The 25343-nt window shown below is 58.5% G+C and carries 33 protein-coding genes; 20 read left to right on the forward strand and 13 right to left on the reverse strand.

What is annotated here, in order from left to right:
• Position 1: 1 nt before the first annotated feature.
• The 6 genes from AC2FJF_RS21005 to AC2FJF_RS21030 all read left to right on the forward strand — a co-directional run bounded on the left by AC2FJF_RS21005 (position 2) and on the right by AC2FJF_RS21030 (position 3434).
• Complete coding sequence (locus AC2FJF_RS21005) at positions 2 to 760, forward strand: F0F1 ATP synthase subunit A (protein ID WP_496727036.1); 759 nt, start codon at positions 2 to 4, stop codon at positions 758 to 760.
• 48 nt (positions 761 to 808) lie between these two features.
• Positions 809 to 1033 (forward strand): F0F1 ATP synthase subunit C, encoded by a 225-nt coding sequence (locus AC2FJF_RS21010; RefSeq protein WP_005981269.1) that lies wholly within the window; start codon positions 809 to 811, stop codon positions 1031 to 1033.
• A gap of 86 nt (positions 1034 to 1119) precedes the next feature.
• A complete protein-coding gene (locus AC2FJF_RS21015) occupies positions 1120 to 1671 on the forward strand; it encodes a F0F1 ATP synthase subunit B' (protein WP_496727037.1) in 552 nt (183 codons plus the stop codon).
• 5 nt (positions 1672 to 1676) lie between these two features.
• Positions 1677 to 2237 (forward strand): F0F1 ATP synthase subunit B, encoded by a 561-nt coding sequence (locus AC2FJF_RS21020; RefSeq protein ID WP_496727038.1) that lies wholly within the window; start codon positions 1677 to 1679, stop codon positions 2235 to 2237.
• Between the two features lie 91 nt (positions 2238 to 2328).
• On the forward strand, positions 2329 to 2547 hold the full coding sequence (locus AC2FJF_RS21025) for a hypothetical protein (protein ID WP_496727039.1): 219 nt from the start codon (positions 2329 to 2331) through the stop codon (positions 2545 to 2547).
• Positions 2548 to 2576: 29 nt separating this feature from the next.
• Entirely contained in the window at positions 2577 to 3434 is an 858-nt protein-coding gene (locus AC2FJF_RS21030) for a glycosyltransferase family 2 protein (RefSeq protein ID WP_496727040.1), read from the forward strand.
• Between the two features lie 200 nt (positions 3435 to 3634).
• On the opposite strand, the gene AC2FJF_RS21035 is transcribed toward AC2FJF_RS21030, so the two are convergent.
• Positions 3635 to 4405 carry a FadR/GntR family transcriptional regulator gene (locus tag AC2FJF_RS21035; protein ID WP_496727041.1) on the reverse strand — a complete coding sequence of 257 codons (771 nt, stop codon included), beginning with the start codon at positions 4403 to 4405 and terminating at the stop codon, positions 3635 to 3637.
• Between the two features lie 156 nt (positions 4406 to 4561).
• Here AC2FJF_RS21035 and AC2FJF_RS21040 point away from each other — a divergent pair, with 156 nt between their 5' ends.
• From AC2FJF_RS21040 to AC2FJF_RS21060, 5 genes are all read left to right on the forward strand, one after another.
• Entirely contained in the window at positions 4562 to 5761 is a 1200-nt protein-coding gene (locus tag AC2FJF_RS21040) for an aminotransferase-like domain-containing protein (RefSeq protein ID WP_496727042.1), read from the forward strand.
• A 45-nt stretch (positions 5762 to 5806) separates the two neighbouring features.
• Positions 5807 to 6202 (forward strand): hypothetical protein, encoded by a 396-nt coding sequence (locus tag AC2FJF_RS21045; RefSeq protein WP_496727043.1) that lies wholly within the window; start codon positions 5807 to 5809, stop codon positions 6200 to 6202.
• 139 nt (positions 6203 to 6341) lie between these two features.
• Positions 6342 to 9797: a chromosome segregation SMC family protein gene (locus AC2FJF_RS21050; RefSeq protein WP_496727044.1), complete on the forward strand. Its 3456-nt coding sequence runs from the start codon at positions 6342 to 6344 to the stop codon at positions 9795 to 9797.
• A 54-nt stretch (positions 9798 to 9851) separates the two neighbouring features.
• Positions 9852 to 10202, forward strand: a complete 351-nt coding sequence (locus AC2FJF_RS21055; protein WP_496727045.1) for a hypothetical protein — start codon at positions 9852 to 9854, stop codon at positions 10200 to 10202.
• Between the two features lie 224 nt (positions 10203 to 10426).
• Positions 10427 to 10765 (forward strand): acyl-CoA thioesterase, encoded by a 339-nt coding sequence (locus tag AC2FJF_RS21060; RefSeq protein WP_113791500.1) that lies wholly within the window; start codon positions 10427 to 10429, stop codon positions 10763 to 10765.
• 45 nt (positions 10766 to 10810) lie between these two features.
• Here AC2FJF_RS21060 and AC2FJF_RS21065 read toward each other — a convergent pair whose 3' ends face one another.
• The 3 genes from AC2FJF_RS21065 to AC2FJF_RS21075 are packed head-to-tail and all read right to left on the reverse strand — an operon-like array spanning position 10811 to position 13868.
• Complete coding sequence (locus AC2FJF_RS21065; protein WP_496727046.1) at positions 10811 to 11974, reverse strand: lytic murein transglycosylase; 1164 nt, start codon at positions 11972 to 11974, stop codon at positions 10811 to 10813.
• An 11-nt stretch (positions 11975 to 11985) separates the two neighbouring features.
• Entirely contained in the window at positions 11986 to 12906 is a 921-nt protein-coding gene (gene cbiB, locus AC2FJF_RS21070) for an adenosylcobinamide-phosphate synthase CbiB (RefSeq protein WP_496727047.1), read from the reverse strand.
• Positions 12903 to 13868 carry a threonine-phosphate decarboxylase gene (locus AC2FJF_RS21075; RefSeq protein ID WP_496727048.1) on the reverse strand — a complete coding sequence of 322 codons (966 nt, stop codon included), beginning with the start codon at positions 13866 to 13868 and terminating at the stop codon, positions 12903 to 12905. The genes cbiB and AC2FJF_RS21075 overlap by 4 nt, the downstream gene beginning before the upstream one ends.
• A gap of 182 nt (positions 13869 to 14050) precedes the next feature.
• Here AC2FJF_RS21075 and AC2FJF_RS21080 point away from each other — a divergent pair, with 182 nt between their 5' ends.
• Positions 14051 to 14413, forward strand: coding sequence for a response regulator transcription factor (locus AC2FJF_RS21080; RefSeq protein ID WP_108861296.1), 363 nt, complete (start codon positions 14051 to 14053; stop codon positions 14411 to 14413).
• On the opposite strand, the gene AC2FJF_RS21085 is transcribed toward AC2FJF_RS21080, so the two are convergent.
• On the reverse strand, positions 14395 to 15384 hold the full coding sequence (locus AC2FJF_RS21085) for a glutathione S-transferase family protein (RefSeq protein ID WP_496727093.1): 990 nt from the start codon (positions 15382 to 15384) through the stop codon (positions 14395 to 14397). The genes AC2FJF_RS21080 and AC2FJF_RS21085 overlap by 19 nt on opposite strands.
• A gap of 211 nt (positions 15385 to 15595) precedes the next feature.
• Between AC2FJF_RS21085 and AC2FJF_RS21090 the strand changes: the two genes are divergently transcribed.
• Positions 15596 to 15949 (forward strand): hypothetical protein, encoded by a 354-nt coding sequence (locus AC2FJF_RS21090; RefSeq protein ID WP_496727050.1) that lies wholly within the window; start codon positions 15596 to 15598, stop codon positions 15947 to 15949.
• Between the two features lie 36 nt (positions 15950 to 15985).
• On the opposite strand, the gene AC2FJF_RS21095 is transcribed toward AC2FJF_RS21090, so the two are convergent.
• Positions 15986 to 17158 (reverse strand): MalY/PatB family protein, encoded by a 1173-nt coding sequence (locus AC2FJF_RS21095; protein WP_496727051.1) that lies wholly within the window; start codon positions 17156 to 17158, stop codon positions 15986 to 15988.
• Positions 17159 to 17252: 94 nt separating this feature from the next.
• Between AC2FJF_RS21095 and def (AC2FJF_RS21100) the strand changes: the two genes are divergently transcribed.
• From def (AC2FJF_RS21100) to AC2FJF_RS21120, 5 genes are read left to right on the forward strand one after another with little or no spacing between them, the layout of a single operon-like run.
• Positions 17253 to 17771 carry a peptide deformylase gene (gene def / locus AC2FJF_RS21100; protein WP_496727052.1) on the forward strand — a complete coding sequence of 173 codons (519 nt, stop codon included), beginning with the start codon at positions 17253 to 17255 and terminating at the stop codon, positions 17769 to 17771.
• A complete protein-coding gene (def, locus tag AC2FJF_RS21105; RefSeq protein WP_496727053.1) occupies positions 17768 to 18262 on the forward strand; it encodes a peptide deformylase in 495 nt (164 codons plus the stop codon). The genes def (AC2FJF_RS21100) and def (AC2FJF_RS21105) overlap by 4 nt, the downstream gene beginning before the upstream one ends.
• 2 nt (positions 18263 to 18264) lie before the next feature.
• The gene (gene fmt / locus AC2FJF_RS21110; protein ID WP_496727054.1) at positions 18265 to 19170 is read left to right on the forward strand and encodes a methionyl-tRNA formyltransferase; all 906 of its coding nucleotides are present in this window, start codon (positions 18265 to 18267) and stop codon (positions 19168 to 19170) included.
• A gap of 14 nt (positions 19171 to 19184) precedes the next feature.
• Positions 19185 to 19439 carry a hypothetical protein gene (locus AC2FJF_RS21115; protein WP_058278955.1) on the forward strand — a complete coding sequence of 85 codons (255 nt, stop codon included), beginning with the start codon at positions 19185 to 19187 and terminating at the stop codon, positions 19437 to 19439.
• 1 nt (position 19440) lies between these two features.
• Positions 19441 to 19677 carry a GlsB/YeaQ/YmgE family stress response membrane protein gene (locus AC2FJF_RS21120; RefSeq protein WP_058273291.1) on the forward strand — a complete coding sequence of 79 codons (237 nt, stop codon included), beginning with the start codon at positions 19441 to 19443 and terminating at the stop codon, positions 19675 to 19677.
• 6 nt (positions 19678 to 19683) lie between these two features.
• Here AC2FJF_RS21120 and AC2FJF_RS21125 read toward each other — a convergent pair whose 3' ends face one another.
• From AC2FJF_RS21125 to AC2FJF_RS21155, 7 genes are all read right to left on the reverse strand, one after another.
• On the reverse strand, positions 19684 to 20286 hold the full coding sequence (locus tag AC2FJF_RS21125) for a COG3904 family protein (protein ID WP_496727056.1): 603 nt from the start codon (positions 20284 to 20286) through the stop codon (positions 19684 to 19686).
• A gap of 54 nt (positions 20287 to 20340) precedes the next feature.
• Positions 20341 to 20964, reverse strand: a complete 624-nt coding sequence (locus AC2FJF_RS21130; RefSeq protein WP_058273289.1) for a trimeric intracellular cation channel family protein — start codon at positions 20962 to 20964, stop codon at positions 20341 to 20343.
• Positions 20961 to 21428, reverse strand: a complete 468-nt coding sequence (gene rnhA, locus AC2FJF_RS21135; RefSeq protein WP_496727057.1) for a ribonuclease HI — start codon at positions 21426 to 21428, stop codon at positions 20961 to 20963. The genes AC2FJF_RS21130 and rnhA overlap by 4 nt, the downstream gene beginning before the upstream one ends.
• Entirely contained in the window at positions 21421 to 22008 is a 588-nt protein-coding gene (locus AC2FJF_RS21140; protein ID WP_496727058.1) for a class I SAM-dependent methyltransferase, read from the reverse strand. The genes rnhA and AC2FJF_RS21140 overlap by 8 nt, the downstream gene beginning before the upstream one ends.
• The gene (locus tag AC2FJF_RS21145; protein WP_496723284.1) at positions 22005 to 22457 is read right to left on the reverse strand and encodes a DUF3429 domain-containing protein; all 453 of its coding nucleotides are present in this window, start codon (positions 22455 to 22457) and stop codon (positions 22005 to 22007) included. Before AC2FJF_RS21145 ends, AC2FJF_RS21140 begins: the two co-directional genes overlap by 4 nt.
• The gene (ispH, locus tag AC2FJF_RS21150) at positions 22454 to 23404 is read right to left on the reverse strand and encodes a 4-hydroxy-3-methylbut-2-enyl diphosphate reductase (protein ID WP_496723282.1); all 951 of its coding nucleotides are present in this window, start codon (positions 23402 to 23404) and stop codon (positions 22454 to 22456) included. Before ispH ends, AC2FJF_RS21145 begins: the two co-directional genes overlap by 4 nt.
• 193 nt (positions 23405 to 23597) lie before the next feature.
• Positions 23598 to 24170 (reverse strand): LabA-like NYN domain-containing protein, encoded by a 573-nt coding sequence (locus AC2FJF_RS21155; protein ID WP_058278950.1) that lies wholly within the window; start codon positions 24168 to 24170, stop codon positions 23598 to 23600.
• 154 nt (positions 24171 to 24324) lie between these two features.
• On the opposite strand from AC2FJF_RS21155, the gene folK reads away from it, so the two are divergent.
• Complete coding sequence (folK, locus tag AC2FJF_RS21160; protein ID WP_496727059.1) at positions 24325 to 24882, forward strand: 2-amino-4-hydroxy-6-hydroxymethyldihydropteridine diphosphokinase; 558 nt, start codon at positions 24325 to 24327, stop codon at positions 24880 to 24882.
• A 94-nt stretch (positions 24883 to 24976) separates the two neighbouring features.
• The gene (gene rpoZ, locus AC2FJF_RS21165) at positions 24977 to 25330 is read left to right on the forward strand and encodes a DNA-directed RNA polymerase subunit omega (protein WP_010437681.1); all 354 of its coding nucleotides are present in this window, start codon (positions 24977 to 24979) and stop codon (positions 25328 to 25330) included.
• The last annotated feature ends 13 nt before the right edge of the window (positions 25331 to 25343 follow it).

Consider the following 25343-nt stretch of genomic DNA (forward strand, 5'->3'; position numbering starts at 1 on the left):
CGTGGCGACTGAGACCACCGCAGCAGAAGGCAGCAGCCTGGTTTTTCATCCGATGGATCAGTTCATCGTCAAGCCGCTTTTTGGCGGTGACACGATTGCCTGGTACACACCTACCAATGTGACCCTGTGGTTGTTCCTTGCCATTCTGGCCATCATCGGCCTGTTGGTCCTGAGCACCTCGAAGCGCGCTATCGTTCCGACCCGTATGCAATCGATCGCGGAACTGGCTTACGGCTTCATCTACAAGATGCTCGAAGACATTTGCGGTAAGGAAGGCGTCAAATACTTCCCCTATGTCATGACCCTGTTCATGTTCATCGTGACCGCGAACTTCCTGGGTCTGATCCCGACGTCGTTCACGACGACATCCCATTTCGCCGTCACCATTCCGTTGGCGTTGGCCGTATTCCTGACCGTGACCATCCTGGGTTTCGTCAAGAACGGTGCCGCGTTTTTGGGACTGTTCTGGGTTTCAAGCGCGCCACTGGCGCTACGTCCGATCCTGGCGATCATCGAGCTGATCTCGTACTTCGTGCGCCCGGTCAGCCACTCCATTCGTCTTGCCGGTAACGTCATGGCAGGCCACGCGGTTATCAAGGTTTTCGCAGGATTCGCCGCGATTGCCGTGATCTCGCCCGTGTCGGTTCTGGCGATCACCGCTATGTACGGTCTTGAGGTCCTGGTGGCCTTCATTCAGGCCTACGTCTTCACCATTCTGACCTGTGTTTACCTGAAAGATGCGCTGCATCCTTCGCACTAAGGTCTGATACCCAAACATCGAAACTTCCAATTCGTAAGGAGAAACATCATGGAAGGCGATCTCGCACACATCGGCGCAGGCCTGGCAGCAATCGGTTCCGGCGCAGCCGCAATCGGGGTGGGCAACGTTGCAGGCAACTTCCTGGCCGGCGCCCTGCGCAACCCTTCGGCGGCTGCTTCGCAGACCGCAACCCTGTTCATCGGTATCGCATTCGCAGAAGCCCTGGGGATCTTCGCATTCCTGGTCTCGCTGCTGCTGATGTTCGCCGTCTAATCTGCGGAACCTGATCCTTACGCGCAGGTGGGTCCAAGCCATAGCGGCCCACCTGTTGTAAAGACAACGTTCCGACGGAGGACATCATGGCGACAGAACCCGTATACGAAGAGATTGCAGGTACCTGCGTTGACTCTCATGGGTCGGCGATCGGGATGCCCCAGCTCTGCTTCGATTGGTTCCCCAACCAGATTTTCTGGCTGGTCATTACGCTGGTCGTCATCTTTCTGGTCCTGTCTCGCGTGGCCTTGCCCCGCATCGCGGCAATCCTGGCGGAACGTCAGGGGACCATTACAAATGACCTGGCTGCGGCCGAAGATCTGAAGGCCAAAGCGGTCGAGGCTGAAGAGGCCTATAACAAGGCGCTGGCCGATGCCCGTTCTGAGGCACAGCGTATCGCAGCAGAAGCCCGCGCTGAAATTCAGTCTGGTCTGGATGACGCGATTGCCAAGGCAGACGCGGAAATCGCTGCAAAGGCGGCTGAATCGGAAAAGGCAATTGCCGATATCCGAGCCGGCGCGCTGGAAAGCATTCAAGTGGTTGCCAAGGACACGGCAGCTGAACTGGTCACAGCTCTGGGCGGCGAGGCGGATGCCAAAGCCATCGACAGTGCAATTGACGCGCAGACGAAAGGATAAGTGACATGCGGAATACTCTTGCCCTTATCCTGACCGTCGGCACCGCCAGCCCCGCGCTGGCCGCAAGTGGCCCGTTCTTCTCGCTTGGCAACACCGACTTTGTGGTCCTTCTGGGCTTCATCGTTTTCATCGCGGTCCTGTTCTACTTCAAGGTTCCGGGTATGATTGGTGGCGCGCTGGACAACCGCGCCGACGGCATCAAATCCGAACTGGATGAAGCCCGCGCCCTGCATGAAGAGGCACGCAGCCTGTTGGCCTCGTACGAGCGCAAGCAGCGTGAAGTGCAGACCCAAGCGGATGCCATCGTGGCTGCAGCCAAAGAAGATGCTGTTCTGGCGGCAGAACAGGCAAAGGTCGATTTGGAGAAATCCATCGCCCGCCGTCTGGCTGCAGCTCAGGACCAGATCGCTTCGGCTGAAGCGTCAGCTGTCAAGGAAGTCCGTGATCAGGCCATCACCGTTGCGGTATCGGCTGCCAACGCGGTTCTGGCCAAGCAGATGACGGCCGCACAGGCGAACAAACTGATCGACGCAGCGATTGCGGATGTTGGTGACAAACTGCACTGATTTTCACAACCGTTGAAGAATCTTGACCCGGAAGCTTGCTTTCGGGTCAAAGTGTTTTTGCGCCTCTGTTTTTCAGTCAATTGGAGGTCCCATGAACATTCTAGGAAGTGTCCGCTTTGGTGGGGACGCACTGGTTGCAACGCTGGCCCGCATTGACCGTCTGAGACGACAACTGCCCCGCAGCCACGTAATCATCGCCACAAACGACAATTCCGGCGAAACGGATCAGGTTCTGAAGGCGTTTGTCGAGAAGAACTCGGATGTCTATGTATTGGTTCCTAATTGTTTGCCTCGGCTCCTCGAGATGTAACGTTCCGGGGTGGAAGGACTAGATCGCCAATGAATTTGCCAAAGATTAGCCTGGTCATCCCCAATCTGAACTGTGCCGGGTTTCTGGAGCAGACCATTACCTCGGTGCTGGATCAATCCTACCCAGATCTTGAATTGATCCTGTCCGATGGCGGCAGCACAGACGGATCGCTGGAGATTGTCGAACGCTACCGGGATGCGTTCAGCCACGTGTTGTCCGGGCCGGATACCGGGCAGGCTAATGCTGTCAACAAGGGCTTTGCCGTGGCCACGGGCGAGGTCATGGGGTGGATCAATTCCGACGATATGCTTATGCCCGGAGGGTTGGAAACAGTGGGGTCCCTGTTCGCGGGAAACTCGGGTCCCGAGTGGATCACCGGCAAACTCACGACGATTGACGAATCCGGGCACGTTCTGCGCGCGGGCCGGCCCAGGCCGGTTTCATACCCTCGGCTTCTGGCGGGCGACTATCAATGGATTCAACAAGAGTCGACCTTTTGGCGGCGCAGCCTGTGGGACAAGGCAGGCAGCGGATTGGACGAATCTTTGAAATTGGCGGTGGATGGGGAATTGTGGCTGCGCTTTTTGCGTCACGCGGACCTGGTTCCGGTTCATACCGGCATCGGCGCGTTTCGCTTTCGTACGGGACAACGCTCTGAGGCGATGGATGCTTACCACGCCGAGATGCTTGAGGTTATTGAACGCGAGCGACAAAGGCCGATTATCGTTGGTGACATTGTAGAATCGGTTCTGAAGGAACCGCTGAAACTCAGGACGCGCGAGGAAGCAGATCAGGCATTTCCAACGCTTCGTCGCTCTGATCCGAAGCCTTTGAAACCTTTAGATTTGTGGAAGTCCAGGTTGGTCAGCAGGTTGCGTGGATTGTGACCAGGGATAAAACGTCGATGCCAAAATAAATGCTTACCGGGCAGCTGGGTACGTTCTTGTCCGATGCAGAATTCGTTGAGCGCCATATGGCCGCTTAGGTGGCTGCGCCGAAACCATGAAATATTGTATTGCGGCGCAAGTCTTGTCCGGCAGAACAATCACGAAATGACGCGGCGTGTCAGGGACCTTCAGCGCAAGCGTTAAGTGGTGCCTGCCTCGTGTTGAAGGCGTTGCTGAGCGATTTGTTCGTTTCTTTTTGCTTTTTGTTGATCGGCCATGCAGCGTTCAACAAAGCTCAGGTGTTCTTGAACCGCCTGTCTGGCAGCGGCCGGGTCGCGTGCCTGAAGCGCGGTGTTGATGGCGCGGTGCTGGTCCAGGATGGCCTCGCGCGTAGTTTGCTGCTGGAACATCATCTGGCGGTTATAGAACACGCCTTGCCGCAACAGATCGAACATTGACCGCATCATATGCAACATGACCACATTATGGCTGGCCTCGATGATAGCCATGTGGAATTGCGCGTCCAGCTGCGCCTCATCTTCGGTCGCATTGCTGGTATGGGCGGCTTCCATCTTTGCAAAAATCGTCTGTACCACCTTCAGGTCGCTGTCCGACCCCAACCGGGCCGCGCGTTCGGCGGCCAACCCTTCCATGTCGCGCCGGAACGAGAGGTAATCGAATACCGCCTCGTCATGACTGCCGAACAGCCGGATCAGCGCCGGGGAGAAGGCTGAGCCCAGAACCTCGGCCACATAGATCCCGGATCCTGCTTTTGCTGTTAGCAACCCTTGGCTTTGCAGGTCCGCGATCGCGTCGCGCAGGGACGGCCGGGATACGCCCAGCCGCTCGGCCAATTCGCGTTCGGCGGGCAGACGTTCGCCGGGGCGCAGTATGCCGCGCAGTATCAGCAGTTCAATCTGGCGAACCACCGCGATTGAAAGCTTTTCGGTCTGAACTTTTTGAAAAGGCATACAGGCGTCATTCCGGAAATTGGTCAAATGATATGACCATGGATGGCGGCGAGGTTCAAGAATTCGGGTTCACGCGGCTTGAAAAGATTAGGTCAGTATTGTTGACTTTATACTGTTCCTCTCTACGCTAGCCGTGAATGAGAGCGGAGGAGACTCATGTCTACGCACGAATTGTTCGCCACGCGGACATCCCGGATGAAAGCGTCTGAGATACGCGAATTGTTAAAGCTGTTGGATCAGCCGGGGATCATCTCGTTTGCAGGCGGCATCCCCGATCCCGCGTTGTTTCCAGCCGAAGGGTTCTCTGCCGCCTTTCAAGCTGCGTTGGGGCCGGACCAGCAGGCCCAGGCGCTGCAATATTCCGTCAGCGAAGGCTACGTCCCGCTGCGGGAATGGCTCGTCGACCACATGCGTTCAATCGGAGTGGAATGCGGGCTTGAGAACATTCTGATCACATCGGGCTCGCAGCAGGCGCTGGATTATCTGGGTAAACTCTATCTGTCGCCGGGCGATACTGCGTTGGTCGGATGGCCGACTTATCTGGGCGCGCTGGCCGCATTCAATGCCTATGAACCGCGGTTTGACCGGCTCAGCATCAATGGCAATCGGGGCGCGGCAGAATACGCGGCGTCAGCGGGCGAAGGCGCGGTCAAATTCGCCTATCTCTCGCCCGACTTCGCCAACCCGACAGGCGAAACCGTGGATCTGCGGGGGCGGGAGGCGCTGCTGGATCTGGCAGATGAGTTGAACTGTGCGGTGATCGAGGATGGCGCCTATCAGGCCCTGCGTTATGACGGGGATGCCATCCCCTCGGTTCTGGCACTGGAATTGGCGCGTAAAGGGTCGATTGAAGATTGCCGCACGATCTATTGCGGAAGCTTTTCGAAAACCCTGTCACCGGGGTTGAGGGTTGGTTGGGTCGTGGCGGCAAAGCCGGTGATTTCTCAATTGGTGCTGATGAAACAGGCTGCCGATCTTCATTCGGCGACCATCAACCAGATGGCCATTGACCAGGTGGCACGGGCTTGCTTCGACACGCATATCCCGATGCTGCGTCGTGTCTATGGTGCCCGCCGCGACGCCATGTTGCAGGCGTTGCAGGACCATATGCCCGATGGCGTGCAGTGGACCAAGCCCGAAGGCGGCATGTTCGTGTGGTTGACATTGCCGGTCGGTACAAACGGGGCCGAACTGTTAGCCCGGGCGCTGGACACGGTCAAAGTCGCCTTTGTCCCGGGTGGAGCCTTTTTCCCGGACGGCAGCGGGACCAACACGATCCGGCTGAGTTTCTCAAACTCGGATGAGGATACAATCCGCGAAGGTATTCAGCGATTGGGCGAGGTTCTGCGCGCCTGACCGGCGGAAAGGTTTTGTTAACCTTGATGGCGCAATGCTGGGGGTATGATCCGGTATCTGTCCCTCCTAGTGCTGGCCGCTTGCTCGGCCGGCACGCCCCACTTTCGCGATGTGCCTGCGACCCGTGTGGCGGTGAACGGCAGTGTATTTGACGTGCGGATCCGCGATCAACTGGCTGAGGCTGTACGCATCAATTCTCAATATGCTCCGCGCCTTGGCCCCGTACGCGACCGGGCCGCACTGGCTATGGCACAGGTGTCGGGTTGCCCGTTGCTGGATGTTCTGGGCGACGCTGCGGTCACTGTGGGCATTCTGGGTTGCGACCGGGAACTTGGGAAAAAGCTGATTTTCGGCAGCCTTCTTCGCGGTCCCTATGAATGTTCCGACTATGGCTACTACGAAGACTATGGCTATCAGGTTTTTGAGTGTGCTCCTTACTGAGATACGCGCTTTTTTGCGTATTTTGGCAAGATATTGTGGATAACTTGGCATGAAATCCCATATCCTGCGTTACTCCGTTGACTCACCCCCAATGGGTTGCGCAGACTTCCAGATATAGGAATCATGGGACGAGCGGCCTTTGCGTTTCAGCAAACTCAAACTCACCGGCTTCAAAAGCTTTGTTGACCCGACCGATCTGATCATCGCGGATGGGTTGACCGGTGTGGTGGGCCCAAATGGCTGCGGCAAGTCCAATCTTCTGGAAGCGTTGCGTTGGGTGATGGGTGAAAATCGCCCCAAATCCATGCGCGGTGGCGCGATGGAAGATGTGATCTTTGCCGGGGCCGCGACGCGTCCGGCACGCAATTTTGCCGAAGTTGTCCTGACAATGGATAACTCGGAGCGGTTGGCGCCCTCGGGGTTCAATGACAGCGACCAATTGGAAATCGTTCGCCGCATTACGCGTGATGTGGGCAGCGCCTACAAAACCAATGGTAAGGACGTGCGGGCGCGTGACGTGCAGATGCTGTTCGCTGACGCCTCGACCGGTGCGCATTCACCGGCGCTGGTGGGGCAGAACCGCATTGCCGAGTTGATCAACGCCAAGCCCCGTGCACGCCGCCGCATTCTGGAAGAGGCGGCGGGTATTTCGGGCCTTTATCAGCGCCGCCACGAGGCGGAGCTTAAGCTGAAGGGCACCGAATCCAACCTGACCCGTGTCGATGACGTGCTGGAGCAACTGGGCACCCAATTAGCGCAGCTTGCGCGTCAGGCGCGTCAGGCGGCGCGGTACCGCGAGATTGGCGAGCAGCTAAGGCAGGCCGAGGGCATGCTGCTCTATCGACGCTGGAAAGAGGCCGACATGGCCCGCCAGCAAGCCGAAGACGTCTTGCGCGAGCGGATCACCGAAGCTTCCCGTGCCGAGGCCGAAGCGCGCGCCGCCAGTACCAAGCGGTCTGAAATCGAGGAAACTCTGCCACCGTTGCGCGAGGAGGAGGCAATCGCCGCCGCCGTCTTGCAACGTCAGCAGGTGCAGCGTGATCAGCTGGCTGATCAAGAAACCCGCGCGTGTCAGACGATCGAGACGCTGGCCAACCGAATTCAGCAGTTGGCCAACGATATCGAACGCGAAACCGGCCTGAACCGGGACGCGGGCCAGATGATCGAGCGTCTGGAATGGGAAGCACGCGAACTGGCCAAAGCGGCAGAAGGGCATGACGACAAAGTGGCTAAGGCCGCCGAGATCGCGCGCGAAGCCGCATCTGTGCTGCAGGATCGTGAAGATCACTTGTCGCAGGAAACCGAGGATATGGCGCGTCTTGTAGCCCGTCACCAGTCGGCGCAACGATTGGTCGAAGACAGCCGTAAGACACTGGCCCGGTCCGAGGGTGAGGAAGAGAAAGCCCGTGGTGCAGTAGACGAAGCCCGAGATGCTTTGACCCGCGCCAGCGAAGCATACGAACAAGCGCAGGAAGGCGAGGAAGAAGCGCGCGAGGCTGCAGAGGCCGCCGAAGAAGCGCTGGCTGCGGCAGATGAATTGCGCAACGAAACGCAGGCGCGCGAGGCCGAGGCGCGCGCTCAGCGATCCGAGGCAGAGGGTGAATTGGGTGCAATCCGCGCTGAGACATCGGCCCTCGCCAAACTGGTCGAACGGGATACGGCCGAAGGCGGGCAGGTTCTGGATCTGCTGCGGGTCGAGCCCGGTTATGAAAAGGCGCTGGGGGCGGCACTGGCTGACGACCTGCGTACACCGTTGGTCGACGCCGACGGACCGTCGGGCTGGGTACAAGTTTCGGGCTATGATGCAGATCAGCCCTTGCCCGACGGGGCCGAACCATTGGCGCTGCATGTCTCGGGCCCAGACCGTCTGAGCCGCCGGATCGCTCAGATCGGGTTGGTTGATGCGGATCAGGGCGCGCAGCTGCAAGCCTCATTGAAGCCGGGGCAGCGTCTGGTGTCCCGTTCAGGTGACTTGTGGCGTTGGGATGGATTTCGGGCATGGGCCGAGGATGCGCCAAGCGCTGCAGCCTTGCGGTTGGAGCAGCTCAACAAGCTTGAAGCTCTGAAACAGGAACTTACCCGCGCCGAAGCGCAGGCTGATGGTGCCCGCGCCGCGCATGAAGCGCTGTCGCAGCAATTGGCGGACGTCACCGAAGCAGACCGCCGGGCCCGCGAAGCCCGCCGAGCAGCCGACCAGCGGATGGCGGAAACCGCGCGTCAGCTGAGCCGGGCCGAGGCCGACCGCAATCTGGCGCAGGGTAAGCTGGAAACTCTCGCCCTTGCTGTTGACCGGCACAAGGAAGATGCCATGTCAGCCCGCGCGCAACTGCGCGAGGCCGAGGGAGCGCTGGATGGCCTGGGTGATGTCGATAGCGCGCGTGCGCAGGTCGAGGACATCAAGCAAACGGTTGAGGCCGCAAGGATCACCATGCTGACCCATCGTTCATCCCATGATGAGCTGCGCCGCGAAGGCGAGGCGCGGACGCGGCGGGCTCAAGAAGTGACAAAGGACCTCAGTGGGTGGCGGCACCGGTTGGAGTCAGCAGAAAAACGTATCTCGGAATTGGTCGAGCGCAAGGAAAGCTCTGAGGGGGAACTGTCTGAGGCGATGGCCGCCCCGGGTGAGATCGCCGAGGCGCGTGAAGAACTGAACGAGTTGATCGAAACAGCCGAGGCCCGGCGCGCCGAGGCCGCCGACAAGCTTGCCGAGGCTGAAACGCAGCAGCGCGAGGTTGTGTTGGCCGAGCGTGAGGCTGAACGTTTGGCGTCGGAAGCCCGCGAATCCCGCGCGGCGGCCGAGGCGCGCTGTGACGCAGCCAAGGAAGGCGTCGTGGCCGCCGCTGAGCGGATCGCTGAAGACCAGCAGCTGACGCCGAACCAGTTGCTGAACCAACTGGATGTGAACCCCGACCAGATGCCTGCCGCCGACGCGCTGGAGGCCGAAGTGAACCGCCACAAGCGTCAACGAGACGCAATGGGTGCGGTGAACCTGCGCGCCGAAGAAGACAGCAAAGAAGTTCAGGAAGAGTTTGACACACTGAACAGCGAAAAGGCCGATCTGGAAGAGGCGATCAAGGCCCTGCGCAGCGGCATCGCCAGTCTTAACCGCGAGGGTCGTGAGCGTCTGCTGACTGCGTTCGAACAGGTGAATTCTAACTTCGCCATGTTGTTCAAGCATCTGTTCGGCGGTGGCGAGGCCAATCTGGTCATGGTTGAAAGCGATGATCCGCTGGATGCCGGACTGGAAATTATGTGCCAACCGCCAGGCAAGAAGCTGTCGACGCTTAGCCTGTTGTCGGGCGGTGAACAGACCCTGACCGCCACGGCGCTGATCTTTGGCGTCTTCCTCGCCAACCCCGCGCCGATCTGTGTGCTGGATGAGGTCGACGCGCCGCTGGATGACGCCAACGTCACCCGTTTCTGTGATTTGCTGGACGAAATGTGCCGCCAGACGGACACTCGGTTCCTGATCATCACCCACCACGCGGTGACCATGGCGCGGATGGATCGGTTGTTTGGCGTGACCATGCAGGAACAGGGCGTCAGTCAATTGGTTTCGGTCGATCTGAAAAAGGCCGAACAGATGGTCGCCTGATCGTTCACTGCAACGTTATGCCCCAATCGCCCGGTGGCGGGTTAAGGTGGCCGTATGACCCGATATCTGATCCTTGCCCTGTTGACTGCCAGCCCGGTTGTGGCGGCGGAATGGCCAACAAAACCCGGAGATGTCCCGCTTTCATCTGCCGATCTGGATGCCCTGGCGGGGCGAACGCTGACCTTCTATGACGACGGACAGTCCAAGTTTTCTGCTGGTGGGGCCTATTCCTTTACCTACGCCAGCGGGGAATCCGCGTTCGGGACATATTCCATCGCCGATGACGGCAGCGTCTGCATTGCCTATCGAAACGGATTCAGCCGCTGTGATCTCTATGTACGCAGCGGTAAGCGTTTGGTTTTGATTGACGAGAAAGGCAACCGATACCCGGTCCGGCCCGAGTAATTCGGCAGACTTCCCAGCGCATTCAAAACAGCATCTGGCATTGTGTTTGTGATTGCCTGGGCATGCAATAAGATCATGGGGCGACAGAGGTGCGCAGACCGCGGTGGCCAAAAAAGGAAAAGTAAGTGAGCGAAGCATCCAAAGACACACTGGCTCTTGGAAAACAACGCAGCTCTCATGGGCGTCAGCAGGACGATGGTGTGCTGGTGATCCGAAGTATCGCGATGCCGGCAGACACGAACCCTTCAGGGGATATTTTTGGCGGGTGGCTGATGTCGCAGATGGATTTAGCTGCCGGAAACATGGCCGGGCGGGTTTCGCAAGGGCGTGGTGCGACTGTGTCGGTTGAGGCGATGCAATTCCTGCGTCCGGTTAAGGTAGGGGATGAAGTCACACTTTATGCGACGCTGTTGAAAGTTGGGCGCACATCGATGCGCATTCACGTGGATGCATGGGCTCGCCCGAGGTATTCGGAAAAGGCGCAAAAGGTCACGGATGCGGATTTCGTATTTGTTGCGTTGGACGAAAATGGTGCGCCGCGACCGGTATTTGACGAGACATAAGTCGGCGGGGCGCAAATACGCCCCGGCCGACATTTGAGCGTTGCGTCAGAGGCTGTTCAACAACTCTGCCGTCGGCCACGCATCTGCTGGTAGCCCCAGTCGGGCTTGTTCCGCCTGAACAGCTGCGCGCGTTCCTGCACCGAGGATGCCGTCTATTTTGCCGACATCATGCCCACGCGCTTGTAATTTTGTCTGCAGCTGCTTCATCTGCGCACCCGACAGGCCTTGTGGCGGGGAACCTGCGTCGTAGATTTGCCCTCCCTCCAACCGCGTGCCGAAATAGGCGGCAGTCAGGACATAAACAAAGCTCTGGTTCCATTCGAAATAGACGTCAAAGTTTGGATAGGCCAAAAATGCGGGGCCGTTGCGACCCTGCGGCAGGATCAGCGATGCGGGCAGGTTGGCCAATGATCCGCTGCGCGCCTGAACGCCCATCGCCTGCCACTCTGATACGGACCGCGACTTGCCGGGTCCGGACAGGGACCAGTCCATCTGGGCGGGAACAGTCACCTCCTGCAGCCATGGTTCACCCGGACGCCAGCCCAGATGCGACAGCATCTTGCCGCCCGACATCAGCGCATCCGGGGCCGAGGTTTTTAACGAGACCTTGCCGTTGCCATCCCCGTCCACGCCATTTTCCAGAATGTCGCGGGGCAGCATTTGCACCATGCCGATCTCACCTGCCCAGGCACCGGTCGTGCGGTTGGGGTCAAAATCCCCTTGGCTGTAGAGTTCGATGGCAGCAAAAACCTGTGGGCGGAACAGCTTAGGGCGGCGGCAGTCATGCGCCAGAGTGACCAGAGCGTTGCGGGTGTTGAAGTCACCTTGTACCGCGCCATAGTCGGTCTCGAACGCCCAGAATGCCAGCAGTACACCGCGCGACACGCCATATTCCCGCTCTATCCGGTCGAACACCGCATCGTATTTGCGAGACATGGATTTGCCGCGATCTATCCGGTTCTGCGAGATCAGGCGGCGTGAAAAATCGATGAACGGTATTTGGAATACGCCTTGCGCCCGATCCGCCTTTAGAACCGCGCTGTCCTGCTGAACACCTTTGAAAAAGCTGTTCACGGTGGATTTGTCGAACCCTTGCTGAACGGCCTCGGCCTTCAGACCCTTCACAAAGGAATTGAACCCGCCGCCACATTGGGCCAGGGCGGGAGAGGCGAGCAGGGTGGCGGCAATGATGCCGGAGAGAAAACGCATTTTTAGGTCCCTCAGAAAATGAAATTTGCCCCAACCCACACCGACACGAGGCCCAGTGCAAGCCCCCAAACCCGCCAAAGCATGTCACATGCGCGGAAAATCTCCGGCGCGCCGATGTTACGTGACGCATCACCGTTGACCCAGGCCAGATCGCGGACCTGACCATCATAGCTGCGTGGCCCGGCTAGGGCGACGTTTAAGGCGCGCGCCATGGCGGCCTCGGGCCAGCCTGCGTTGGGTGAGATATGGCGGCGCGCATCCGCGACCATTTCGGGCCAGCGCGCCCATTGGCCGGAGTACGCCACGATCATCACGCAGGTCAGACGGGCGGGAATAAGGTTCAACACATCGTCTAGACGCGCAGCGGCCCAGCCGAAATCGCGGTACTTTTCTGATCGGTAGCCGATCATGCTATCGGCGGTGTTGACCGCCTTGTAGATCAGCAATCCAGGCAGGCCCGCAACCAGAAACCAAAACGCGGGCGCAATTACTCCGTCGCTGAGGTTTTCAGCGGCGCTCTCAATCGCTGATCGGGCGACCTGCGCTTCAGTCATATCCCGCGTATCGCGCGAAACAATCATGGCAACCTTGGCGCGCCCGTCGACCAACGAGGCGCGCAACCCTTCGCCCACGTCGCGGACATGGGTCACCAGTGACTTCTGTGCCAGCAGAATTGCGGCAAGGATGATCTCGATCACTGGCCCAAACACGGTCAGCGCGCGGCCCAGAGTCACTGCGCCAAAGATCAGCAGCACCACGATGGCCACGCCTTTCAGGCGTCTATTCGTTCCGTGGTTCAGACGCTGATCCAGCCAGCCGATGGCGGTGCCGATCATCACTGCCGGATGACGAATGCGCGACCAGAGCCAATCTGGCTCTCCTAGCGCCGCGTCCAGACACATGGCGCAAACCAGCAGGAAAGCTGTGCTCACAACGCGGCCTCAAGCCGGCTCCACCCGTCTGCGGGCGGTAAGCCAAGGCGCAGATAGGTGTTTGAGTAGGGGAATATACGGCTCCAGATATGGGCGCGGGCCAGTTTGGCCTGCCAAGCGGCGGCATCGTCGACGTCATAAAGGCGGAACAATGTGGTGCCGCCGACCAGTTCTGCACCTTTGCCCGTAACGAACCCGTCCAGCCGATCTGCCGCATCCGCCAATTGCTGACGGGTCGCCTTGGCCCAGTCTATGTCCTGCAGCGCCTGTTCCCCGATCCGAAGGGCAGGGCCCGAGACGGACCACGGCCCGGTCAGATCGTTCAGCTTTGAGATCAGGTCAGGGCGGCCAATCGCAAATCCCAGTCGTAACCCGGCCAAACCCCAGAACTTGCCGAAACTTTTCAACACGATCACACCGGGCTGCTCGGCCAGATGAATTAGGGATGCGTCAGGGCAAACGTCACAAAAACTCTCATCAATCACGGTCAGCGGGGCATCGGCGTCCTCTACGGTCCAGATACGTCCATCCGGATTATTCGGGTGCACAAGGACGCGCGCCTCGGCTGGGCCGTTCGACTGAACTGTCCAACCCTGCGCGGAGAAAGCTGCCGCGTGTTCGTTGTAGGTAGGTGCTGTGATCTGAACCCGACCCGTCGCAGCAAGTGCAGGCATGCGGGCGATTACTGCTGAAGCGCCGGGCGCGGGCAGAATCGCTGCACCTTTGGGAACGGACCAGAACTGGCGTGCTGCGGCAGACAGCCGTTCGAACGCACCGTGATCCGGCAGCGCGGCCCAATCCGATGGGGTCAGTCCCGACACCGGATACGGGTGTGGGTTGATGCCGGTGGACAGGTCCAGCCAGTTGTCGCGTGCCCCGCCGAACCGGGCGATAGCACCGTCCAGTCCGCCGCCATGGTCGCGCGCGGCACGGGGGTTCAAATCTGCGTTTGGGCTTGCCATCGATGTTCTCGCCGGAATTGCGCGTTTGTTGTGCTTCAAGCGGATTTTCGCCGCTTACACAAGCAAATCCGCGTGATCGGCCCGGATGACCGGCACCATTAACACTTTGTTAAGGAATAAGCGTGATCACAAACCACGGGGGTCGGCACCGCACACTCTACCAAGTGCCGAGGTTGTTGCAAATGAATGTACTGATTGTTGAGAGTAACCCCGACCTTGGTCGGGTCTGGAAAAGACATCTGGAACGGCAAGGCGCCGAAGTGACGCTTGTTGCCGGGCAAGAGGCTGCGATCCTTGCGCTGTACGGCACGGATTTCGATATCATCGTGCTGGATCTGGTGCTGGAAAATGGCAGCGCGTTGGCAGTGGCTGATTTCGCCAGCTATCGCCGCCCCGAGGCGCGGGTGATCTTTGTCACCAACACCACCTTTTTTTCAGACGGATCGATTTTTGCCCACAGCCCAAATGCGTGCGCTTATGTGCAAAGCGGCACGCCGCCAGAAGATCTGGCGGCGATGGTCGAGCATTACGCGGCGGGCCGCTGACCGCGCCCGTGCGGTTCCATGTAGTCCAAAACCGGGTTGGTCGGGATGATCCGATGCGGGTTGATGCTTTCGTGGCTATAGTGATAGTGGCGCACGATGTGATGCATGTTCACCGTCGAAGCGACGCCCGGCCATTGATACAACTCGCGCGTATAAGCCCAAAGATTCGGATAATCGATCAGCCGCCGCCGATTGCATTTGAAATGCAGATGATAGACGGGATCGAACCGGATCAGCGTCGTGAACAACCGCCAGTCAGCCTCGGTCATGCGATCACCCATCAGATAACGGTTTGAAGTCAAACGGTCTTCCAGCCAGTCCAGTGTTTCAAACAGCGGATCCACGGCGGCGTCATAGGCCTGTTGGCTGGTGGCAAAGCCTGACTTGTAGACGCCGTTGTTGACGTTGGAATAGATGCGCGCGTTCACTTCTTCGATTTCATCCCGCATTGTCTCGGGCCAGTAATCATCGGTATTTCCGGTGATCCCGTCAAAGGCCGAATTGAGCATGCGGATGATTTCCGAGCTTTCGTTCGAAACGATCGTCTGCTGTTTCTTGTCCCACAGGATCGGCACTGTGACCCGGCCCGAATAAGAAGTGTCGGCCTTGGTGTAAATCTGGTGGGCAAAGTCCAGACCATAGAGAGTGTCCCCGGTTGCCCCATTGCCATCAGTCTCAAAGGTCCAGCCCTTATCCAGCATGTCGGAATGCACAACAGAAACAGAGATGTGACTGGTCAAACCCTTCAGTTCCCGGAAGATCAGAGTTCGGTGTGCCCAGGGGCAGGCATGGCTTACGTAAAGATGATAGCGCCCGGATTCAGCGTTAAACCCGCCCTTGCCCGATGGTCCGGCGCTGCCATCTGTAGTCAGCCAGTTGCGGAACTGCGCGGCGCTGCGTTTGAACGCGCCGCCAGTAGATTTGGTGTCATACCAAGTGTCGTGCCATTTACCGTCGACCAACAGGCCCATCTCATGCCCTCCGAAAAGCGATTTAGCCAAACATAGGCGGTCGCAAGTGCCGTTCCTATGCGAGGACGCGCGCAATCTGCCTGCGCACACGCACAAGTTGGATTGGGATTTCTGTGCAACAAATTGATTTCTCGGCGCTGACTGTGACCGGGTTCACTGGATTTTTACAATTTGCGCCTCACAATAGAGTACTCTGTTGGGGGAAATTTTTATGAGTACGTATGTTTCAAAGGAAATTACTGCCGAATTGGATGCGGCCCGAATCGCCGGTTTGAAGAAAACCAGCCGCCTGCGTGTCGAAATTGGCGACAATTCCTATAAAATTCTTCGATTGTGGAAAGATGGCTTTACGGTTGAAGCCGAAACTACGCCGCAACTGCGCGGGCTCGTCGACATCTATGATGGCGCCAACCACCTGTACCAATGTCTGATCATCGCGGATGAGGATGAAGCAGGCGAAATGCGATACGAATTCAAGCGCAGCACGGCCGCTGCCGACAAGGCTCCGCTGGATTTCTACCGCGCGCCAGACGCGCCGATTGCGTTACTTGGGCACAAGGATTGAGGGCAGGGCCAACGACATTGCCGTTGGCCGCCTCTTTCACTGCAAATCAGCAAATGCGCGCTTTAGCCGTTCGCATGCCTCTTCGACCCGCGCACGCTGAGTAGCCAGGTTGAACCGTTCGAAGGTCTCACCCCCTGCGCCGAAACCGGGGCCTGAGGACGTTGCGATTTTGGCATCTTCGCGCAGGCGGCGGACAAACTCTTCATGGGGCATGCCGGTTCCTGAGAATTCTACCCAAGCCAGATAAGTAGCCTGCAACGGCATGGACCACAGACCAGGGATCTCGGCGATCGCTGCGTCAAAGACTTGGCAGTTGCCCGCCAGATGCGCGACCTGTTGGTCAACCCATGCCGCACCCTCGGGCGAATAGGCGGCAGTTATCATCGCCACGCCCAAAGCGCTGGGATCATAGTCCAACGTCTGAATGCGGTGCCGCATGGCCGCGCGCAGTTTGGGGTCCGGAATGATCATGTTACCGGTGCGCTGACCAGCGATGTTAAATGTCTTGGACGCCGCGGTCAGCGTCACGGTCCACGGCCGCGCATCCGGCGCGGCGACATCCATTGGCACAAACGTATTGCCGGGATAGACCAGATCGTGGTGGATCTCATCCGAGACCAAAATCAACCCATTACGTTCGGCGAATGCGGCCACGGCGCGCAGTTCATCCGGTGTCCACACCCGGCCCGAGGGGTTTTGCGGCGAGCACCACAGCAACAGCTTTTCCGACCCGTCCAGACGCGACTGAGCGTCGTCCAGATCCAGGCCATAGGTTTCGCCTTGGCGAACTAGCGGGCACTCGACAACGCGACGTCCCGATTTGTTCACCTTGTGGGCAAACTCATGGTAGACGGGGCTGAAGATGACGACGCCGTCGCCGGGTTCGCTCCAGACATCCAGAGACAGGGCGATCGCATTGCCTAACCCCTGTGAAGTCAGCACCCAATCGGTGTCGATGTCCCAGCTATGGCGGTTCTTCATCCACCACTGAATCGATGCCAGATAGTCCGGGTGAATCCACGAATACCCAAAGACCCCATGGTCAGCCGCTTTTCGAACGGCATCTATCACGCATGGTGCTGTTGGGTAATCGGAATCCGCGGTCCACATGGCCAGCCCATTCTGCGGCGACACGCCGTAGAGCTGCTCCATCTTATCCCATTTTGAACTGTTGGTTCCCCGGCGGTCGATCAGGTCGTTGAAAGTCATGTCTGCTCCATCTGTCCGGTCGAAAGCTAGCCACAATTCCGGCGGGTGCAAGGGGGGCGTTGCGGCGCGGGTCGGGATGGCCTAAATCAACCCCATGAAACGCAATATCCTGATCCATCCCGACCCCCGCCTGAAAAAGGTCTGCGCGCCTGTGGCAGATATCAGCGACGAGCTGCGCAAGCTGGCAGACGACATGCTGGAGACGATGTATGACGCGCCTGGCGTTGGTCTGGCCGCGCCTCAGATCGGTGTGCTGGATCGGTTGATCGTGTTGGACTGCGTTAAGGAAGAGGGCGAAGCCCCGCGTCCGCTGATCATGTTCAACCCCGAGGTCATCGCCTCGTCCGATGAGACCAATGTCTACGAGGAAGGCTGCCTGTCGATCCCCGATCAATTCGCCGAAGTCACGCGCCCCAAAGTTGTTGATGTCACGTGGATCGACCGGGATGGCAACTTGCAGCAGGACACATTCGATGGCCTGTGGGCGACCTGTGTCCAGCATGAGATCGACCACCTGAACGGCAAGCTGTTCATCGATTATCTCAAGCCGCTTAAGCGTCAGATGATAACGCGCAAGATGCAGAAACTAAAGCGCGAGCAGGCCCGCGCATGACCTCTCGCACCCGCCTGCCATGGCCCGATAAACGCCTGCGCACCAAGGCGGAGGACGTCGCCGAGATCACCGATGAAATCCACGCCATTTGGGACGACATGATCGACACGATGGAGGCGATGCCCGGTGTTGGCCTTGCCGCACCGCAGATCGGTGTCATGTTGCGGCTGGCTGTGGTGGACGGCTCGGTCGAACGCGGTAAGGCTGTGCGTTTGGCGAACCCAGAAATCCTGCACAGCTCAATCGAATTGCGCGAACATGATGAGGCCAGCCCGAACCTGCCCGGTGTCTCGGCCAAGTTGAAACGCCCGCGCGCGGTGACGATCAAGTTTCTGAACGAACAGGGCATGGTGGATCGCCGCGACTTTGTCGGGATCGAGGCCACAAGCGTACAGCACCAGATCGATCATCTGAACGGGAAGATGTATTTCGACCGGCTCAGCAAGGTCAAACGGGACATGCTGCTGCGCAAAGCCAAAAAGCTGGGGTAGAGATGCGCGTTGTATTCATGGGTACGCCCGACTTTTCGGTTCCGGTTCTGGATACGCTTGTCGAAGCTGGGCATGATATCGTCGCCGTATATTGCCAGCCCCCGCGCCCGGCTGGCCGGGGCAAAAAGGACCGACCGACACCGGTTCACGCACGGGCCGAAGCGTTAGGCCTGACTGTCCGCCATCCGGTGTCTCTGAAATCGTCAGATGAACAGGATGCCTTTGCTGCACTGAACGCAGATGTGGCTGTGGTGGTCGCTTATGGCCTGATCCTACCGCAGCCCATTCTGGACGCGCCTGCCCAGGGATGTCTGAATATCCATGCCAGCCTGTTGCCGCGCTGGCGCGGGGCGGCCCCGATCCATCGCGCCATCATGTCCGGCGATGCGCAAACCGGTATCTGCATCATGCAGATGGAGGCCGGTCTGGACACAGGCCCGGTTCTTATGCGCGAAGCAACCGATATCGGGATCGAGGAAACCACCGACCAGTTGCATGACCGGCTGTCGATAATGGGCTCCAAACTGATCGTTGGGGCTTTGCATGACCTGCCGAATCTGACGCCCGAGCCGCAGCCCGAGGTCGGTGTGACCTATGCCGCCAAGATCGACAAATCAGAGGCACGGATTGACTGGTCCCGGCCCGCAGCAGAGGTGGACCGGCAGATCCGCGGTCTGTCCCCGTTCCCAGGTGCCTGGACCGAGATTGACGGAGACCGCGTGAAACTACTGGCGTCGCGTCTGGCCGAGGGGCAGGGCGTACCCGGCGAAGCTCTGGACGATGCCTTGACAGTAGCTTGCGGCGAGGGTGCCGTTGATCTGTTGCGCCTGCAACGGGCGGGCAAAGGCGCACAGGATAAGGAAACCTTTCTGCGGGGCTGGCCTGTGGCCAAGGGAAGTCGGATTTAGAAGGAATAACAGACTTGTACATGACTTTGATGGGGACGGTGTTGATTGCAGCCGTCGTTGGAAGCCTTGCGGAAAAAACCGGGTTTACCCGAAACGGCTATCTGCAATCTATCATCATTTGTATCGGCGGTGCCTTTCTGTTTTTCTTTGCTCAGATCATGTTTGGCAGGATGTTCGGGTTTAACCTTGCTTTTGGGTCCCCGGGATTGAACGCTATTGTGTCATCCGTCGGCGCGCTGATCATCGTGCCGACCCATTGGAGGAAGTGACATGCCTGTCATCGCCCTGATCGTCATCGGAGCCGCCGCAGGGTTCCTGGCCACCCGTTTAATGCGGATCGAGGCCAACATCCCCACAACCATGTTGATTGGCATCGTTGGTGCACTGGTTGGCGGATTTCTGTTGCGGGCCTTGATCACCGTGGCAGGGTGGTTGTCCGGATTTGTAGGCGCGGTTCTGGGCGCGCTGCTGGTAATCTGGATATGGCAGACCTATCTGCGTCGTTGAGCGGGGCTACCGCTCGTCGCAAATCACTGTTGATCCCAACGATTTCGAATTGCGCGTCGCCATTTTGAAGCGATTGGCTTCCTCTGCTGACATCCAGTGCATTTCGTCCTCGGACGCTGCATCAAGCGTGAACCAATAAAAGGCCGGGTCGACACCAATATCATTGAAATAGTCGAGATAGCGATCGTGCTCGGGGTGGTTTTCGGGCAGGTTGGCAGCCACATATCCGCCGCCGCCCCAGCTATGAACCCCGACACATGCGCCAGGTTCCAGAGTGCGTCGATTGCCGGCCAGGAACAGATCAGTGCCACCAGAGGCGACCAAGCCGTTTGAGGGCACCACTGTATCGAACCCTTCTTCCCTGACAACGCGGCTGAAAATTACATTGGCATCATCATCGACCGAGCCTTCGATGTTCTGCAGCACAAGTGTTTTAATCCCGGGGTTCGAGGCAGTGATTTCTTCGAAAGCATCGAGCGTCGTGTGATCAATGGACCCCGAAGCAACGATTTCGTCCCCCTGCACAACGAAGCTGACAGGGTCATATTGCGCTGCACAAGCACCCAGAAGAGCCAGTGAGGCGACAAAAATAGGGAAAGTGAAATTCATTTCAGTTCTCACATCTGTGGCACAGGAAATGCAGATCGAACATTTTATACCCAATTACTGCCGTGGCGGGCGTGCTTTGTAAACCGGAAGCCGCCAGCCAAACACCAATGATCCCGCCCGCAATGCCCAGCAGATCAACGCACATGCGGCCAGTGTGGCCAGCTCGTCGAAACCAAGTCGGGTCGCGATCACAGCGGCAAAAGCCCCGGCAAACGCGCAAGAGACATAGAGCTCACCCTGTTTCAGGACCAGTGGCACTTCGTTGCAGACCACGTCCCGCATTAAGCCGCCAAGGCAGCCCGTTGTGACGCCCATCAGCACAACGATCACACCGGATTGGTTCAGCGACAAGGCTGCGCCAGCACCTGCTGCTGCGGCAATCGACAGGGCGAAACTGTCCAGCCAGACCAGCAAGTTGTATCGGCTTTCCACCAAATGAGCAGTAAAAAACACAACCACGGCAGCCGCTGTGGCGATCAGGATATAGTCTGGCTGGCCGACCCAGAACACCGGATGCCGGTCCAGCAGCAGGTCGCGGACGGTTCCGCCGCCCACAGCAGTCAGGCAGGCCATAAAGGCGAAGCCAACCAAATCCAGCTGTGCCCGGCTGGCCACCAATGCGCCTGTCAGGGCAAAAACCAGAACTGAGGCATAGTCGAGCAGTGCCAGACCGCTCACGTTTGCGCCTTTTTTGGTTTGAACGGGGCCATGCCCGCGCGGGCCAGCTCGTCGGCTTTTTCGTTTTCGGGATGGCCAGCATGGCCTTTGACCCATTCCCAGGTCACGTCATGGCGGGCCTGTGCCTCATCCAGTCGCTGCCACAGATCGACATTCTTGACCGGTTTCTTGTTCGAGGTCTTCCAGCCGTTGCGTTTCCAGCCGAAAATCCAGCCGGTCACGCCATTTTTTACATAGGCGCTGTCGGTCACCACAGTGATCTTCGAGGCCCGTTCCAGGGTTTCCAGCGCGCTGATCGCGGCCAGCAATTCCATGCGATTGTTGGTGGTCTCAGCTTCGCCGCCGTTCAGCTCGCGTTCTTTCAGGACTTTTTCGCCGTCCATTGCGCGCATCAGCACGCCCCAGCCGCCCGGGCCAGGATTGCCCGAACAGGCACCATCGGAGTAGGCAAACAACTCAGGCATGGGCGATCACCAGAATAAAGCCGTCATAAGACCCGGCCAGACCTTTGCCGACTCCGGTTGTAATCCGGTCAATTGTGAACCCTGCCTCGGCCAGCGCCTCTTCGATCTCGGTCTGTGAGAAATAGGTGTAATAGCGATCAATGTCGTCACGGTGTTCACCGGTTCCCAGTTTCAGACCAAGGAAAAAGATACCCTCGGGCTTCAATGCCCGGTGGATGGCCGCCAAATGGCGCGGGAAATCCTTGCGCGGTGCATGCAGCAGCGAAAAGCTGGCATAGATGCCGTCAAACGTGGCCGTATCGGTCACATCGTCAAATGTACCGACATGCGCATCTACGCCATTTTCGCGGGCGTGTTCCACAAAGGTCGGCGTCGCATCCAATGCCCGAACCCGCAGCCCCTCACGCAGGAAAAACATGCTATCCGCCCCAGGGCCTGAGCCGAGGTCCAGCACATAGCCACCCGGCGCAACCGCTTCGGCAAAGGCCATACGCGCTTCGATCTGTTCGGGCGGCAATGGGACGCTCAGATACTCGGCAACACGCGTGGTGTAGGCATCAATTGTCTTGCGATCGGTCACAGGTACACTCCTACGGCAAGGCATATCAGGACGATGGCTGTCAGCAGAACGCGCAGCCTCAGCCACCATGTTGGGGTCAGCCGCCAATATGCAAATATCGCATCCAACATCAGCAAACCAGCGAAGCCGTACATCAGGTTGATGCCCGCCTCGACAGGTCCACCGCCGGTCATGAAAAACGCCCAAAGCGCCGGGAGGACTGACAGCACATAGCATGTCGCTGCCTTACTGCCCGAGGTCTTGGTGGCGAACCCCCACAGAACACCGGACATAAAACTTAAGATCACCGAGCCGTAGAACAGTTGAATATACGGCCCGACGAACCGCGAACCAAGCTCTTGCCTGCCCCAATCCTGCAAATCGCCGTTCAAGGAGGTCAGCGCGCCCCAAATGAACGGGATCAACCCCGCCAGCGCTAAAACCAGTGGCGCCCTGGGGACGCCTCTCATGCGGTTTGCCTCAGGACGCGGGGCACTTTGAATTCGACATTTTCGACGGCGGTTTCGACCAGTTCAACCGTCACGTCATAGTGGGTGTCGAAAGCGTCAATCACCTCATTCACCAGCACTTCGGGTGCTGACGCGCCCGCGGTAATGGCGATGGTTGAGATGCCTTCCAGCGCCCGCCAGTCGATATCGTGGGCGCGCTGCACCAATTGCGCATAGTTGCACCCGGCGCGGGCCGCAACCTCGACCAGTCGGCGCGAGTTCGAAGAGTTCGGTGCGCCAACAACAAGCAAAGCATCCGATTTTGGAGCCACGGCTTTGACGGCCTCTTGCCGGTTGGTGGTGGCGTAGCAGATGTCTTCCTTATGCGGGCCAACGATGGCCGGGAACCGGACTTGGAGGGCTGCGATAATATCCTTGGTGTCATCCACCGAAAGCGTCGTCTGGGTGACAAATGCCAGCTTTTCCGGATTGCGTACCTGAACCGAGGCCACGTCATCGACGGTTTCAACCAGCAGCACTTCGCCGTCGGGCAACTGGCCCATGGTGCCGATGGTTTCCGGATGGCCCTTGTGCCCGATCATGATCATCTGCAATCCGGCCTCAGCATGGCGCTGAGCCTCCACATGAACCTTGGAGACCAGCGGGCAGGTGGCATCGACATAGATCATCTCGCGCTGGGCCGCCGACGCGGGAACGGATTTCGGTACGCCATGCGCTGAAAAAATAACGGGTCGGTCGTTAGGACACTCGTCCAGCTCTTCGACAAAAACGGCCCCCTTGGCGCGCAGACCATCTACGACGAATTTGTTGTGCACAATTTCATGCCGCACATACACCGGAGCACCCCATTTCTGCAGCGCCATTTCAACGATCTTGATCGCCCGGTCGACACCGGCGCAGAACCCGCGCGGCGCGGCGAGGTATAGGGTAAGGGGCGGCTTGGTCATGTCTTGGTCTCCATAGGCCACAGGTAAGTCTTTTCCCGGCTATGGTCCAGACAGGACATTGTCATTGATATGACATGAATCACTGCTAGCCAGCAGGTGTTTCAGTACCTGCTTTTAGTTAAAGAAGCGCGGTCAGGTTGGTACAGCCTGACCGCGCTAATTTCTTCCCCAGGGTTTGGTAAGTGGCCCGGTCTTACTGTCCACCCGCAGCAACGCTGCGTGGCTCCATGGGCATTTCACGCGGAGGCCGCCCGATCACGTCGCGCAGGTCTTCAAGTTCGATGAAGTTGTCAGCCTGGCGGCGCAGCTCGTCCGAGATCATCGGCGGCTGGCTGCGGATGGTCGAAACCACCGAAACGCGCACGCCCTGACGTTGCAAGCTGGCAATCAGCGGGCGGAAATCCCCATCGCCCGAGAACAACACGATATGATCGACACGCGGTGCCAGTTCCATGGCGTCGACCGTCAGTTCGATATCCATGTTACCTTTGACTTTCCGACGCCCCATGCTGTCGGTGTATTCCTTCGCCGGTTTTGTCACCATGGTGAAGCCGTTGTAATGCAGCCAGTCAACCAAGGGGCGGATCGGGGAATACTCATCGTTTTCCAATAGCGCCGTATAGTAAAAAGCCCGAAGCATCTTGCCGCGGCGCATAAACTCCTGGCGCAGCAATTTGTAGTCGATGTCAAACCCCAGTGCTTTTGCGGCTGCATAAAGATTCGAGCCGTCGATGAACAGCGCTAGCCGTTCGTCTTTATAGAACATAAATAGGTCCTTCCGGTACAATACAGAGCGCCGTGGTGTTACGTGAGTGGGTGTTTGAAAAATAGGCGGCGCGCTGATCTTCTATAATTAGGCCATTTCGGTCGTATCGCAAGTATGCAATTCGCCGAATATAGTGAATGGAACGTACAAATCTATGTCAAAAGCGGTTATCGCGCTGGGCGCAAATCTCAAATTGAGAGGTATTGGCCCCAAGGTGACACTTCAAAGCGCACTTGACGCGATCTTGCGTCACGGGGTGGTGATTCGTGCCGTCAGCCGTTTTTTTGAGACCCCGTGCTTCCCGGCAGGTGCCGGGCCTGACTACGTCAATGCGGCTGCTTTGATCGAAACGGACAGGACGCCGACCGATTTGTTGCACCTGCTTCACCAGATTGAGCATCAGTTTGGGCGCGAAAGGGTGCAGCGATGGGGTATGCGAACGCTGGATCTGGATCTGGTCTGCTATGATGATCTGGTTCTGCCAGATCGCACCGAATTTGACAGCTGGCTGACCCTGCCAGTACAGGAGCAGACGCAAAAGGCGCCGGACCGGCTGATTATTCCACATCCGCGCCTGCAGGATCGTGCTTTCGTCCTTGTTCCGATGGCGGACGTCGCCCCGGATTGGCGGCATCCGGTGCTGGGCCGGACGGTAACCGAAATGCTGGCAGACCTGCCCGCGTCGGATATTGCGGCAGTCACGGCTGTGTGAACGGTGCATTTGCAGCATTTCTTGCTTGTCAAGGCGGGGATTCGCCCTTAGATAAACCTCTTCCTGACATGGATTCAGTAACGGAGAGCGCCCCATGGCCCGCGTGACGGTTGAAGATTGCGTAGACAAGGTTCCTAACCGGTTTGAACTGGTGATGCTTGCCGCCCATCGTGCGCGCGAGATTTCTGCCGGCGGCCCGATCACCGTCGACCGTGACAATGACAAGAATCCCGTCGTGTCGCTGCGTGAGATTGCGGACGAAACCCAAAGCGCGGATGAACTGCGCGAGCGCCTGATCGAGGCCAACCAGACCCAGATTGAGGTCGATGAGCCGGAAGAAGATCAGATGGCTCTGCTGATGGGTGCGGAATCGGACAAACCGGCCGATGACGATATGTCGGAAGAGAAGCTGCTGCGCGCTCTGATGGAGGCTCAAGGCCAGGGGTAAGCCCCAAAGATGA

The organism is Ruegeria sp. CDSB013, assembly GCF_059611165.1.

Bases quoted from the DNA above. Each gene is read 5' to 3' on its own strand.
- AC2FJF_RS21010 (WP_005981269.1), top strand. From the start codon at position 809: ATGGAAGGCGATCTCGCACACATCGGCGCAGGCCTGGCAGCAATCGGT.
- AC2FJF_RS21015 (WP_496727037.1), top strand. From the start codon at position 1,120: ATGGCGACAGAACCCGTATACGAAGAGATTGCAGGTACCTGCGTTGAC.
- AC2FJF_RS21020 (WP_496727038.1), top strand. From the start codon at position 1,677: ATGCGGAATACTCTTGCCCTTATCCTGACCGTCGGCACCGCCAGCCCC.
- AC2FJF_RS21025 (WP_496727039.1), top strand. From the start codon at position 2,329: ATGAACATTCTAGGAAGTGTCCGCTTTGGTGGGGACGCACTGGTTGCA.
- AC2FJF_RS21030 (WP_496727040.1), top strand. From the start codon at position 2,577: ATGAATTTGCCAAAGATTAGCCTGGTCATCCCCAATCTGAACTGTGCC.
- AC2FJF_RS21035 (WP_496727041.1), bottom strand. From the start codon at position 4,405: ATGCCTTTTCAAAAAGTTCAGACCGAAAAGCTTTCAATCGCGGTGGTT.
- AC2FJF_RS21040 (WP_496727042.1), top strand. From the start codon at position 4,562: ATGTCTACGCACGAATTGTTCGCCACGCGGACATCCCGGATGAAAGCG.
- AC2FJF_RS21045 (WP_496727043.1), top strand. From the start codon at position 5,807: ATGATCCGGTATCTGTCCCTCCTAGTGCTGGCCGCTTGCTCGGCCGGC.
- AC2FJF_RS21055 (WP_496727045.1), top strand. From the start codon at position 9,852: ATGACCCGATATCTGATCCTTGCCCTGTTGACTGCCAGCCCGGTTGTG.
- AC2FJF_RS21060 (WP_113791500.1), top strand. From the start codon at position 10,427: ATGCCGGCAGACACGAACCCTTCAGGGGATATTTTTGGCGGGTGGCTG.
- AC2FJF_RS21065 (WP_496727046.1), bottom strand. From the start codon at position 11,974: ATGCGTTTTCTCTCCGGCATCATTGCCGCCACCCTGCTCGCCTCTCCC.
- AC2FJF_RS21075 (WP_496727048.1), bottom strand. From the start codon at position 13,868: ATGGCAAGCCCAAACGCAGATTTGAACCCCCGTGCCGCGCGCGACCAT.
- AC2FJF_RS21080 (WP_108861296.1), top strand. From the start codon at position 14,051: ATGAATGTACTGATTGTTGAGAGTAACCCCGACCTTGGTCGGGTCTGG.
- AC2FJF_RS21085 (WP_496727093.1), bottom strand. From the start codon at position 15,384: ATGGGCCTGTTGGTCGACGGTAAATGGCACGACACTTGGTATGACACC.
- AC2FJF_RS21090 (WP_496727050.1), top strand. From the start codon at position 15,596: ATGAGTACGTATGTTTCAAAGGAAATTACTGCCGAATTGGATGCGGCC.
- AC2FJF_RS21095 (WP_496727051.1), bottom strand. From the start codon at position 17,158: ATGACTTTCAACGACCTGATCGACCGCCGGGGAACCAACAGTTCAAAA.
- def (WP_496727052.1), top strand. From the start codon at position 17,253: ATGAAACGCAATATCCTGATCCATCCCGACCCCCGCCTGAAAAAGGTC.
- def (WP_496727053.1), top strand. From the start codon at position 17,768: ATGACCTCTCGCACCCGCCTGCCATGGCCCGATAAACGCCTGCGCACC.
- fmt (WP_496727054.1), top strand. From the start codon at position 18,265: ATGCGCGTTGTATTCATGGGTACGCCCGACTTTTCGGTTCCGGTTCTG.
- AC2FJF_RS21120 (WP_058273291.1), top strand. From the start codon at position 19,441: ATGCCTGTCATCGCCCTGATCGTCATCGGAGCCGCCGCAGGGTTCCTG.
- AC2FJF_RS21125 (WP_496727056.1), bottom strand. From the start codon at position 20,286: ATGAATTTCACTTTCCCTATTTTTGTCGCCTCACTGGCTCTTCTGGGT.
- rnhA (WP_496727057.1), bottom strand. From the start codon at position 21,428: ATGCCTGAGTTGTTTGCCTACTCCGATGGTGCCTGTTCGGGCAATCCT.
- AC2FJF_RS21145 (WP_496723284.1), bottom strand. From the start codon at position 22,457: ATGAGAGGCGTCCCCAGGGCGCCACTGGTTTTAGCGCTGGCGGGGTTG.
- ispH (WP_496723282.1), bottom strand. From the start codon at position 23,404: ATGACCAAGCCGCCCCTTACCCTATACCTCGCCGCGCCGCGCGGGTTC.
- AC2FJF_RS21155 (WP_058278950.1), bottom strand. From the start codon at position 24,170: ATGTTCTATAAAGACGAACGGCTAGCGCTGTTCATCGACGGCTCGAAT.
- folK (WP_496727059.1), top strand. From the start codon at position 24,325: ATGTCAAAAGCGGTTATCGCGCTGGGCGCAAATCTCAAATTGAGAGGT.
- rpoZ (WP_010437681.1), top strand. From the start codon at position 24,977: ATGGCCCGCGTGACGGTTGAAGATTGCGTAGACAAGGTTCCTAACCGG.